Consider the following 12,183-nt stretch of genomic DNA (forward strand, 5'->3'; position numbering starts at 1 on the left):
TATAAATTATAAAGATATAATGATTATGGAAACAAGAGAATGGAAAAAAATAGAAGGATTTGACTTTAATGAAATTCTTTTCGAAGAATACAACGGAATAGCAAAGATAACGATAAACCGTCCGCGCTACCGCAATGCTTTCACTCCGCGCACCACATGGGAAATGTCCCAGGCTTTTGCATGGTGTCGTGAGGCAAGTCGGATAGGCGTGGTGATACTTACCGGTGCAGGTGACAAGGCCTTCTGTTCCGGTGGCGATATGAATGTGAAGGGACGTGGAGGATATGTCGGTGAAGACGGAGTGCCACGTCTGAATGTACTTGATGTGCAGAAACAGATACGTTCATTGCCAAAGCCTGTGATAGCTATGGTTAACGGCTTTGCTATCGGTGGCGGTCATGTGTTGCATCTTATGTGCGATTTGACCATTGCAAGTGAGAATGCCGTTTTCGGACAGACGGGACCCAAGGTAGGGTCTTTCGATGCAGGGTTTGGTGCAAGTTATCTTGCCCGTATCGTGGGACAGAAAAAAGCCCGTGAAATATGGTTTATGTGCCGTCAGTATAGTGCGGAAGAGGCTGAGCGCATGGGAATGGTGAATAAGGTAGTGACGTTGGACAGGCTTGAAGACGAGTGTGTGGAGTGGGCGGAAACCATGATGGAACGCAGTCCTCTGGCCCTGCGCATGATAAAGGCCGGACTGAATGCCGAGCTTGACGGACAGGCTGGTATCCAGGAATTGGCCGGTGATGCCACAATGCTTTATTATTTTCTTGATGAGGCTCAGGAGGGAGGCAGGGCTTTCCTTGAAAAACGCAAGCCGGATTTCAAGAAATATCCCAAACTTCCATGATAACTTTATAAGGCTGTACCGGTAAATACGAATAGATATGAGATATAAAGTAAATATAGTTCCGCGCACGTTGCATTTCAGACAACCGGCAGGAACATCGCGCGGGATATATACCACGCGTGATATATGGCTTCTTGAAATTACTTCGGATGATTGTCCGGGCAGGAAAGGCATAGGCGAGTGTGCTCCTCTGCCGGATCTTAGTTGTGACGCCGGTCCTGAATACGGCCGCATCCTGCGTGATATGTGCGACAGTTTTGAATGCGATGGAAAGATTGATTACGCTTCCATGCGTCCTTACCCGTCTATGCTGTTCGGCTTGGAAACAGCATTACTTAGCTTTGAGAATGGAAGCGATATGCTGTTCGATAATCCTTTCAGCCGTGGGGAAGAGGGTATAATAATAAACGGGCTTGTATGGATGGGGGCATACGATGAGATGCTTAAGCGTATTGAAGAAAAACTGGATGCCGGTTTCGGTTGTGTAAAACTTAAGGTAGGTGCGATAGACTTCGACAGCGAGATAGAGCTTGTGAAACTCATACGTGGGCGTTTCAGCCGTCATGAGGTTGAACTGCGGCTTGATGCGAACGGAGGGTTTGATTTTAATGAAGCCTTATATAGGTTGGAATTGCTCTCGCAGTATGCGGTGCATTCCATAGAGCAACCTATAAAGTCGCGTCAGTGGGGCAATATGGCACAGCTGTGCCGTGAGTCACCGTTGCCTATAGCACTTGATGAGGAACTTATTGGAGTGAACGATCCGGAAATGAAATCGCATTTGTTGAACTTTATCAAGCCTGCATATATTGTAATCAAGCCGTCTTTGCATGGAGGCATGCGTGGCACACGCGAGTGGATTGATGCCGCACGCCGTCATGACGTGGGCACGTGGATAACGAGTGCGTTGGAAAGCAATGTAGGCCTGAATGCCGTGGCACAGTTGGCTGCCGATGTCTATGGTCCGAATGTGCGTGTTCCGCAGGGACTTGGCACCGGACTGCTTTTTGAGGATAATATTCCCATGCCGTTGGAGTTGCGCGGTCAGGAACTTTGGACAGTAAGGTAGGGATATTCTATATATCGGATATGGAAGGCAGGAAGCATGCAGGGATGACATTGGAGGAATTTATTTCAGAATGGAATAATGATTCTGATTTGTTGCTGGTGCATACCAGCGGTTCCACTGGAGAGCCGAAGCCTCTATGGGTCGAGAAGAGACGCATGGAGGCTTCGGCGCGTATAACATGTGGTTTCCTCGGATTGAAGAGTGGGGATACTGCATTGTTGTGTATGCCGTTGGACTATATTGCAGGAAAGATGGTTGTCGTGAGGGCGTTGGTTGCAGGACTGAGACTTGTATGCGTACCTCCGTCCGGTAATCCTTTAAGAGGGCTGTCTTGTGCCCCTGTGTTTGCGGCAATGGTTCCTCTTCAAGTATACAACAGTTTGTGTGATCCGGGAGAGAAACGGATGCTTATGCAGATAAGGCATCTTATAATAGGAGGGGGAGCTATTGATGCAGCGATGGAAGTCGTGCTTAAAGATTTTCCCAATGCTGTATGGAGTACGTATGGAATGACCGAGACATTGTCGCATATAGCCCTGCGGAAGGTTAGCGGTGCGGATGCAAGTTGTTGGTATGTTCCGTTTGCCGGGGTAGATATATGTACAAATGATGACGGATGCCTTGTGATAAAGGCTCCTGCCGTTTGCCGGGAAACTCTTATCACCAATGATATTGCAGAGATTGCTTCTGACGGCCGTCGGTTCCGTATTTTGGGGCGTAGGGACAATGTTGTTGTGTCAGGTGGAGTCAAGATTCAGATAGAGGAAGTGGAGCGTTTGCTTTACGGGAGGATAGGCGTGCCTTTCATGATTACAAAACGTTCTGACAAAAAGTTTGGAGAGGTTCTTGTGATGCTTGTTGAGACAGGCCAGCAGAATGCTGATAGTTTTTCCGGACGAAAAGAGGAAGAACGTAGCGTGGACTGTTCGGCAGTGGCTGCTATATGTCAAGAAAATCTGCCGAAATACTGGTGTCCAAAGGAATATATTACAGTGGAAAAACTGCCGTTGACAGAAACAGGTAAGCCAGCAAGGAGAGAGGCGGAACGGATGGCTCGCTGTTAGTGGCATTTGATGAGCTTTGATAAATGTTATTTTTATAGAGTAGATTTTGAATTAAATGGAGGTGTTGCAAAACAGATAGAAACAACTAAAGTCATTAAACATGTAACATTATGTATCCGTATTTCTGTTTTTAGTTTTGCAGCACCCCCATCTTATGATGTTTATTTAGCGTAAGAAACTATCTTTTTTGTCTTTATCTTTCCGTTTTTATAGATAGATTTCTTTATATATATTCCTTGTTGCGGTAACCCGTTTATTTCCATGCCTTGCAGATTATAGTATCTGGTTGCCGTCGGACTTTCCTGTCGTTTCTCACCGGCAATGTCTTCTATGTCAGTTGTGGCGTCAAGCTCCTCTATAATCCAGCGCAGACGGGCACGGTCTGCCGGGTAGGCGAATGCCACTGTACCTCCTTTGCCGTCTTCATCGATAGTTCCGACGTTCAGGCATCGGTTGTTTGTCGATGATGTCTGCATATAGAACGCATGCCGGCCGTTGTCCTCCTTTGCGTAGTAAGGATATATTGTGACAGGTGTTTCGGAGAGAAATCCTGATATTTGCATGTATGTTCCGGTTTTCTCGTTGCGTATATATACTTCGCCCTCTGTCGTTCCGGGGGCGATTGTCCATTGAGCTTCAGGCATTTCGCTTATGACGTCGTCTTTCCCATTGTTAATGTCTGTCTCGTTGAGTCCAATGCGGATGGCAAGGGAGTCGCGTTTTCCGTCAGTGCTTTTTAATGCAATGAGATAACGGCGTCCTGTAGACATGTCGGCGTTTGTGGCACTGGCATTTGACATGGCTCCATAACTGTAGATGTTGTGTAGTTTTTGTGTGTCGTATCCGGCTAACGTCATGATTCTTGTCTCTTTAAAATCCGCCAGGACGTTTGCCAACTCTGCCGTTATGGAATCAACGTCAGCCTGTGTGGTTGTGTTTATATCGATACCGTCGAGGAATTTTTGAGCCTTGTTTATGGTTTCTGATAATCTTTCGTAGGCTGCGGCCGGATATCCTAATGTCACATGACCTATTTGTGCCGATTCAGCAGCTTTCTTTGCTTCATTGACAGTATTTCGCAGTTTTGTGAGGTAGAGTGTGACCATACTCTTGTCTATTGCAACGAATGTGTAGACCATGTCTGCGCGCATGATTGTGCCGTTGCTCCATATCCATTCATCGGCAAAGTTTTTCGGACGCAACTGGTAATTCTTATATTGTGGAGTATTGATTCTGAACATTGCCAGCGGCTCTTTTGTCCCTGACTGTGCCGCCACTTCGTCTCCCGCGTACATTATTTGCAGTCCCTTTGCGTTTTCCGTGGCTGTTACACGGCCGGCACCATTGAGGGTGTCGGTATGCGAGATATACATTCCTGTGGCCTTGTTTTTTATGAGTATGCATGAGTTGTCCTCCGGGTCTGTCGTTATTTCCCAAAGCAAAGCCGGATCGTCCCAGTTGAAGTTTTCTGTTGAGCCGAGTGTTCCATTATCATCGTTAAAGGTCAGATATTTGGGATTACCAGCATAGGTAGTGCCCGAATTGAATGCCTTTGTTCCATAGTTAATGATACGGTATACTTTGCTGTTGTCCGGTGTGAACTTTGTTGTGCCGCCTGAGAGCCCTCCTCCGGCTTTCATTCCTTCGTCATTTATGGATACGGCCTCAGAATACAGAGATGATTTTTCCCCTTTGACTGTTTTCAGGCGGAAGTAGTAGATCTTTTTTGGTGTAAGGCCGTTTATTGTTGTGCTGACGGCATCACCGGCAAGCTGTGTGATTTGTCTATAGACAATGCCGTCTTCAGACTGTTCCACGATAATGGCGGTGGCGTCTTTCTCGCTGTTAATCCATGTAAGTACAGCGGTAGACTCATCTTTCATATTGACTTTCACGTTTGTAGGACTCATTATGTAGTCGCTTTTTCGGGCAAGACTGTTTATATAATCCTCAATATTTGTATATCCGTTGCCGTCGATGTCCCCGTTGGCGTCATTCTTATTCGGATTTAGTCCGTTTGCTGTTTCCCACTCGTCCGGCATCCCGTCTCCATCGGAATCAACAGGTACTGTGCCACCTGCCAAAGTTCCGATGCCGCCGACATCCTGCTCGTTGTCGATGAAACTGCCTTCTTTGCCGAGAGAAGTGAGTTGGGATATTATTCTTTGGTCGTGTGAGTCTCTTATGCGTGACGCTCCTGCATGTTCAACCACGCTGTAGTATGCTTCTTCTGCTGTTTCCAGATTCATTGGGGCATTACATGTCATATTGGGATTGCTCATCGGAGTTGCACCGTTGTAGTCGGTTATAAGCGTTCCGTTGAGTATGCCGTCGCGGTTGCCGTCGGTATAGTTTCCTGAACTGTATAGATGGTCGGTAGCTGTCCAGTCGTCGAAGTATTTATTGGAACTGCCGCTACTCGGTCCGGTGATGAAATAGTTGTTTATCACATCCTGATAATGTTCTGCCGATGAATGTCCTCCTACGATACCGTTGCCATAGTTATAGACAACATTGTTATAATATTGTATGGCACATTTCATTTTTGGATTACGGCTCTTGTTGTTTGCCCAAAGGCAATGTGACACTGTCCAGTTCCAGCTCCCGTCCGTTATGGCTCCGAAGCGTTGCGGATCTATTCCTTCACTTATTATGCAGTTTTGCCATGTGATGTTTGAGGCATTGGCAATGTGAACGTTGTCCCACCGTCCCCATGAAATGGAACAGTGGTCGAGAATGACATTATTGCACCCGTCCATGGTCAATGTACATTTTGAGCGGTTCATGTTGATACTGCCTCGCATGCGTATATACCTTATTATTACATTTGAGCTGTTTGACATTATTACACGTCCTCCGTACACGGTTATACCCTCACCGGGAGCTGTCTGTCCGGCTATGGTGATATTGCTGGCAATGGTAAGATTACTTTCCGTAATGTCGATTACGCCTCCTACATCGAATACGACAATTCTGTTTGGCTGACTCACGGCATCGGCTAAAGAGCCTGGACCGGAAGCGTTAAGATTGGTGACATGAACGACTGTCCCTCCACGGCCGCCAAGCGCGTACGCGCCAAATCCTTCCGCACCGGGAAATGCAAGTTGCTGTCCGTTAATGGAAATGCCGAAAAGCAACATTGAGAATAGTAGAATTATACTTCTTTTCATAATCTTTTTATAATATGATGGTTTTATTTATTGTATCAGGATTGTGAGCCTTTGTGTTTTAAATTATAGTTATGGGCTTACTTCAATATAATATCAGGAATAAGATAATTCATGTCAGAAGTCGACCTTTATTTTAGTGTTGTAATCTGATATGTCTTTCTTTATTTTTGTTATAATCGTTTCTTGTTCCATTGGTTCATAGAACTTCCATTCAAGCTCATGTTTTCCAAAGACTGTTGTTTCCGTTCTATATAGGATGGATATCATCTTTGATTTCCTCTCTATATAGAAATATGTGGAGCCGTTGACACCCTCATATCCGATTGTTATGGATGCATTGTCTTCTTTTATTATTTCACAGTTTGGAAACTCTGACAATATAAACTCAGTCAATTTATTATATTGTTTTCCTATTTTGTTGTCTTCCTTCGTTTTTTGTGTTCCTTTATTTATGTATATTATAAATATACATGCCAGTGTCAAGGTGATAAATATTAAAGTATAGCTCATCATACAGACATCATTTATTTCTGTTTTTTATAACCCATAGAAAATATTTAGAGCGTGGAACTGCAATGCCCACTTCTTAGTTGAAGGTCCTAGGAAAACCTTATGAGCAGATATGGATATAGCAGCCCACGCTATAGCGTGAGAACCACTATGCCATCCTTGCTCATTTGAAAATTTACCAGGTTTCCAACTACAAGATAAGCATAACGCTTCTTTTGTCTCAGTGAAAAAAGTATATGAACCGGGATAATCCCAATCCGTTTTCAAAGATAAGTAATAAATTTCGGGAAACAAAATATTAAGTGTCTTTTTTATGGATTCATTATGATTTTAGTAAAAAGCTTCAGATATACGCCATGGAAATGTCTTTTGCGCGGAAAAACTTATAGGTCGATAAAGATAAGGCTTCCACGCCTATTATATGTTGATCCACAAACAATGCACAGGCTTGAAGTTTAATGTTTTGGGGGATAAAAGAACAATCCGTTCCAGCCGGTGTTCCGGCGGAAACGGATTGTATGATGTCAATATGCATATTTTTCAGTCTATGTCTGTCACCTGAAAATGTTTGTTGAATGTGATTTCTGTTCCGGTAGACAGTTCAATCTCATATTCAGATTTGTCTTTTTCAATTTTAATGATTTTAGAGCCTGAATAATTGTTTTTCACATATTTGCTGATGGCTGTAGGAACAAGCATGGCGGGTACGGAAGAGCGTTTGCAGTCTATTTCCGTCCAGTTGCCGTTCTTGTCGAACTCGATCTTGTCACCGTTTGTGAAAATAACATCATAGTTCTTGCTTATGATATTGCTTTCCATCTTTGCCGCTGCCACTTTTTTGCCCTTGAAGTGCTTTTTTATAATCTGCTGTGCCACGGCAGGAAGTTTTGTCCGGTCGATAATCTTGTCTGTGTCGGCCGTCGCTGTTGTCTGTACTGTAATCAGGCATACTAATGCCATGATAACTTTTCTCATAAATGTTCTCATAACTGTTTGTGTTTAAATGTTTAATACTAATTGTTTTATGGTGGCGCACCCGCCTACCTGTCATTATATGTCTATTCTTATCCTTGCATCCACGGCTGTGATGGTATTCTCATCGGCAAGCAGCGGATTGATGTCAAGTTCCTTTATTTCTGTTGCAAACCGCAACAGTGTTGACAGTCTTACAATAATTTCTGCATATTTCTGTTCGTTTATGCCTTTCTGTCCTCGTGTTCCCTTTATTATTTTGTATCCCCTGAGTGAGTGAATCATGGAGAATGCTTCTGAGTATGACAGTGGTGCGAGTCCGCTTGACACGTCTTTCAGTACCTCTACAAATATTCCACCCATTCCACATAGCACTACATGACCGAACTTGGGTTCGTATTTTGCCCCGATAAACAGCTCTCTGCCTTTTATCATTTTCTGTATCATTACTGACGTGGCCCCGGGTATGCCCATCAGACGGTCAAATTCCATTTCGAGATGTTCTTTGCTTCTTATGTTGAGCACCACACCGCCAACATCGCTTTTGTGTATGGGGCCTACGACTTTTGCCACAACCGGGAAACCTGTTGCAGCGGCAAAGCTGAGACATCCTTCTTTGTCGTTGCTAACAAATTCCGGAACCATCGGTATGCCTGCACTTTGGAACAGTTCTCTGACAACGTCAGGAGATACGTATCCGCTTTCCTTTATATTTCCTATTATCTTCCTTATTTTAGGTACGTCGACACCGAAAAGCTCTATTTCCGGTGAGGCTGGCTCCGGTGTCTTCATTATTTGTGCAAGCGCAGTTGCAAGAGTAACTTCATCACTGAAGTTCACATGTCCTTTGCTAAGAAATTCAGCCACTTCCGGACCTGCTGTATGAAGGCAGGGGAGAATCGGGAATATAGGCTTGCCTGATTCCTGTATTTTTTTGTGGAGCACGTCGTATGCCTCGTATAGTTTTACAAGACCCGGAGTTCCGAATATCACCATTATGGCGTCGATGTCTTTAAATTCGTGTTCGCAGTAGTCTATGGCTATGCCGAGTTGTTCCGGTGTTCCGGTGGCGAGAATATCTATCGGATTGGCTACAGACGCTCCTTGGAATAGCTTTTCCTTTAGTTCGTCTGCCTTTTCCCCTTCAATCTTCGGAACGTTCAGTCCGCCTTTGGATAATGCATCGGTGAGCATAACCCCCGGGCCTCCGGCATGTGTCACGATGGCAAAGTTTCGTCCTTTCAGTCGTGGCAGTGTGAATATGCATCCTACGGTGGTGAGCTCTTCGCGCGAGAAACACCTTACGATACCGGCTTTGCGGAACAAAGCCTCGACGGCAGAATCGCTGCTTGCTATGGCTCCGGTGTGTGATGACGCCGCACGGCTTCCGCTTTCACTCGAACCGGCTTTTATAGCAGCAATCCTGCATCCTTTCCGGATCAGTGATGAGGCATGGAAAAGAAGCTTGTCCGGATTGGATATGTTTTCGATGTAGAGCAGTTTTACGTTTGAGTCGGTATCGGGATTGAAATTCTCGTCCATATATTGCAGCACGTCCTCTATGCCGATTTGTTTCCCGTTTCCAACCGACCAGACAGAATTGAATTGAAGGCCTTTTATTACGGCAGATTCAAGAATGAATACTGCTGTGGCTCCCGAACCGCTGATAAAGTCAACTCCCTGGGGATTGAGGTTTGGTATAGGTTTTGTAAACACACTGTGGTGACGGCTTGTGAGAAGTCCGATGCAGTTCGGGCCGATAAGGGCAGCGTCATGTTCCTTGCATAAGCTGAGTATTTTTTCTTCCATTACAGCTCCCTCAACGGTCTCTTCACCGAATCCGGCGGATATTATGATAAATGCCTTTGTTTCTTTTTCCTTTACCAGTTGTTCCACTGCATCCGGGCATAGCTTTGAGGGAATGACCAAAATGGCCAGTTCTGTTGGAGGAATCTCATTTATACTGTGGAATACTTTTATGCCTTGTACTTCATCTTCTTTAGGGTTTACTATGCGCAGGGTTCCTGTGTATCCGCCTTGCATGATATTCCTTACGATTGCGCCTCCGGGTTTGTGCATGTTGTTCGAACCGCCGATGACGACGATACTTTCAGGATTTAATAGTTGTCTGTTAATCATAATGGCTTGTATATTGTTTGTTTTTATTTAGAATGCATAGAAGTCAAGGGCGTTGAGAATGTCTTCTTTGTCAGCTGTCTGATTTATTCTTATGTCACCGGTATCTCCAAGCAAGGTGAAATTTATTTTGTCGGAGATGTTTTTTTTGTCGTGTGTCATAAATTCGTAAAGCAACTGGTAGTCGTCACATGTTATGTTCATCCGTCCGTAATGGCTGTGTATGAAATCCACAGTCTGGTACATCTTGTCTGTAGGGAATTTGGCTTTTGTGACGCAAAGGTAAAGCTCGGCTATCATGCCGTATGCCACGGCATAGCCGTGTAGTATAGGCTGTCGTGTCATTGCAAATGATTCGAATGCATGTCCGACGGTGTGCCCGAAGTTCAACGCCTTGCGTATACCTTTCTCGTGAGGGTCCTGTTCCACGATTCGTTTCTTTACCGCCACTGATTCTGCCACCATTCTTCTCAGTTCATCGAGATTGGGATTCTCGATGTCGAAATTCATAATTTCCGCCCACATCCTGCTGCTGTATATAAGTCCGTGCTTGAGCATTTCCGCATATCCGGAAAGCATGTTCTCACGGTTTATTGTTTTTAGGAAAACAGTATCTATTATAACGCTTTGTGCGTTGTTGAAAACCCCTATTTCATTCTTCAGCCCGTTAAAATTGATGCCTGTTTTTCCTCCCACAGAGGCGTCTGTCATTGCAAGAAGTGTCGTGGGGATATTTATATATGCTATGCCTCGCTTGAATGTTGATGCCGCGAATCCTCCGAGGTCTGTCACCATTCCTCCGCCTATATTTATCATCAGGGAATGCCGTGTCGCGCCCATCTGGCCGAGCTTGCTCCATACAAATGCCAGTGTGTCAAGATTCTTGTTCGTGTCTGAGGGTTTTATTATTATATAATGTGCTTTTTCCAGACACTTTAAGCCCTTAACCAAGGGCAGGCACATACAGGCTGTGTTTTCATCGGCCAATACAAAAAGCTTGTCGTGCGCGCATTCGTCAATAGAACTTTCAAGAGTTTTGTGTATGTTCTCCGATATGATAACTTTCTGTTTCTCCATTTCTTTATTATGATAAATGATACTTATGTCAGGATACTTGTCTGCCTGATGCCGTTTTGCTCTTCCATAATCTGGCGGGAGGCGGCTTTTGTTAATTGCAAATATACGGATATTTTTTTTATTGGCACATTATTTTATATTAATTTCATAAGGCTTATGTTTCTGATACTATTTTGAAAAAGTATGCTTTGATTATAAGAGCTTGTTATTCTAATTTGCATATATTAACAGAATCGGTATGTTCCTTTATTGATTAATGGCTACATTTGCATACAGAATATATGTCATATATATTTTTTATTCCTTTAAGAAAGACGATGTTGGATAATAGATTTGTTGTAAAGGTATGCGGAATGACGGATGCCGGGAATATCAGTGACGTGATGGCGTCGGGTGCGGACTGGATAGGACTTGTGTTTGATGAGGAATCTCCAGGATGTTTGAGAATGCGGCCTGCCGGTTCCGCTATTGTGCCTGATGGCAATGGTTTCGCAGATGGTGATGACGGGTTGTCGCTTTCATCTGAAGACAATAGGCATGGAATGCTTTTCGGTGTTTTTAAGGATGACATGTCTCAGAACATCATAACACGTATTGTAAAATATCATTTGGATGGCATACAGTTGGATGGCAACGAGCCGCCTGTGTTGATTCGGAATCTGCGTCGTTCGGTGGTTCCGGATATAAGCAATGGCATAAAGGTGATGAAGGCCATCAAGGTGTGTTGTGCGGAGGATTTGCAACTGTGTGAGAGATATTATGACTGTGTTGACTGTTTTTTATTTGAGATATCCTTTCATTTGGCCTCGGGAGAGTGCGGCCGGGATGTCATGACTGTGCTTTCCGGATATTCCGGGTGTGTTCCTTTCATTATTGGCGGAGACATAAGTTATGAGGATGCGGCAAGAATAAAGAGTTTTTCTCATCCGCGTTGTATTGGAGTTGATATCGGCCAGCATTTTGAAACCGAACCAGGAATAAAAGATGCTTTGCTTATTGGAAAATTTATTTCCGGAATAAGGAAACCGTAAAATAATATATCAGATGTGGATTATTTTTATGGTTATGGATAATAATATGTTTTCCTGCTTTAATAATAGCGGCAATAAAATGCTTTTCTGATAAAAAATACCATATATTTGGCAAATATTTTATGCTGTTTAATAAAATATAGCTAACTTTGCAATAACAAATTTGACTACCATCTATAAAACAAAAATAGAAAACTTACATAATCAAGACTATTAGGATAAATTCCGATTATTAAGGAATATTATTTCATTTGTTTAAGGGTTAATGAAATTCCCTCATTGTTTAGTAGTAAAATCAGAC

9 protein-coding genes are annotated in these 12,183 nt (G+C 43.8%); 4 read left to right on the forward strand and 5 right to left on the reverse strand.

Translation table 11 applies throughout. The annotated features are described in order from the left end of the window. Positions 1-25: 25 nt before the first annotated feature. The 3 genes from menB to HPS56_RS07310 are packed head-to-tail and all read left to right on the forward strand — an operon-like array spanning position 26 to position 2,986. On the forward strand, positions 26-853 hold the full coding sequence (gene menB / locus HPS56_RS07300; protein WP_172275501.1) for a 1,4-dihydroxy-2-naphthoyl-CoA synthase: 828 nt from the start codon (positions 26-28) through the stop codon (positions 851-853). Between the two features lie 37 nt (positions 854-890). Then, positions 891-1,922, forward strand: a complete 1,032-nt coding sequence (locus HPS56_RS07305) for an o-succinylbenzoate synthase (protein ID WP_172275502.1) — start codon at positions 891-893, stop codon at positions 1,920-1,922. Positions 1,923-1,966: 44 nt separating this feature from the next. Next, the gene (locus tag HPS56_RS07310; RefSeq protein ID WP_172275543.1) at positions 1,967-2,986 is read left to right on the forward strand and encodes an AMP-binding protein; all 1,020 of its coding nucleotides are present in this window, start codon (positions 1,967-1,969) and stop codon (positions 2,984-2,986) included. Between the two features lie 161 nt (positions 2,987-3,147). On the opposite strand, the gene HPS56_RS13190 is transcribed toward HPS56_RS07310, so the two are convergent. From HPS56_RS13190 to aroB, 5 genes are all read right to left on the reverse strand, one after another. Continuing rightward, positions 3,148-6,156, reverse strand: a complete 3,009-nt coding sequence (locus tag HPS56_RS13190; protein ID WP_216655772.1) for a fibronectin type III domain-containing protein — start codon at positions 6,154-6,156, stop codon at positions 3,148-3,150. A 114-nt stretch (positions 6,157-6,270) separates the two neighbouring features. Beyond that, positions 6,271-6,549, reverse strand: coding sequence for a hypothetical protein (locus HPS56_RS07320; protein WP_172275503.1), 279 nt, complete (start codon positions 6,547-6,549; stop codon positions 6,271-6,273). Between the two features lie 657 nt (positions 6,550-7,206). Beyond that, positions 7,207-7,641, reverse strand: coding sequence for a PepSY-like domain-containing protein (locus HPS56_RS07325; RefSeq protein WP_172275504.1), 435 nt, complete (start codon positions 7,639-7,641; stop codon positions 7,207-7,209). Positions 7,642-7,716: 75 nt separating this feature from the next. Then, the gene (locus HPS56_RS07330; protein ID WP_172275505.1) at positions 7,717-9,777 is read right to left on the reverse strand and encodes an acetate--CoA ligase family protein; all 2,061 of its coding nucleotides are present in this window, start codon (positions 9,775-9,777) and stop codon (positions 7,717-7,719) included. Between the two features lie 27 nt (positions 9,778-9,804). Next, entirely contained in the window at positions 9,805-10,851 is a 1,047-nt protein-coding gene (gene aroB / locus HPS56_RS07335; RefSeq protein ID WP_172275506.1) for a 3-dehydroquinate synthase, read from the reverse strand. 317 nt (positions 10,852-11,168) lie between these two features. Between aroB and HPS56_RS07340 the strand changes: the two genes are divergently transcribed. Then, positions 11,169-11,882: a phosphoribosylanthranilate isomerase gene (locus HPS56_RS07340; RefSeq protein ID WP_172275507.1), complete on the forward strand. Its 714-nt coding sequence runs from the start codon at positions 11,169-11,171 to the stop codon at positions 11,880-11,882. Positions 11,883-12,183 lie beyond the last annotated feature (301 nt).

It is taken from the genome of Xylanibacter muris, from assembly GCF_013166605.1.
GTDB lineage: Bacteria > Bacteroidota > Bacteroidia > Bacteroidales > Bacteroidaceae > Prevotella > Prevotella muris.

Bases quoted from the DNA above. Each gene is read 5' to 3' on its own strand.
- menB (WP_172275501.1), top strand. From the start codon at position 26: ATGGAAACAAGAGAATGGAAAAAAATAGAAGGATTTGACTTTAATGAA.
- HPS56_RS07305 (WP_172275502.1), top strand. From the start codon at position 891: ATGAGATATAAAGTAAATATAGTTCCGCGCACGTTGCATTTCAGACAA.
- HPS56_RS07310 (WP_172275543.1), top strand. From the start codon at position 1,967: ATGACATTGGAGGAATTTATTTCAGAATGGAATAATGATTCTGATTTG.
- HPS56_RS13190 (WP_216655772.1), bottom strand. From the start codon at position 6,156: ATGAAAAGAAGTATAATTCTACTATTCTCAATGTTGCTTTTCGGCATT.
- HPS56_RS07325 (WP_172275504.1), bottom strand. From the start codon at position 7,641: ATGAGAAAAGTTATCATGGCATTAGTATGCCTGATTACAGTACAGACA.
- HPS56_RS07330 (WP_172275505.1), bottom strand. From the start codon at position 9,777: ATGATTAACAGACAACTATTAAATCCTGAAAGTATCGTCGTCATCGGC.
- aroB (WP_172275506.1), bottom strand. From the start codon at position 10,851: ATGGAGAAACAGAAAGTTATCATATCGGAGAACATACACAAAACTCTT.
- HPS56_RS07340 (WP_172275507.1), top strand. From the start codon at position 11,169: ATGTTGGATAATAGATTTGTTGTAAAGGTATGCGGAATGACGGATGCC.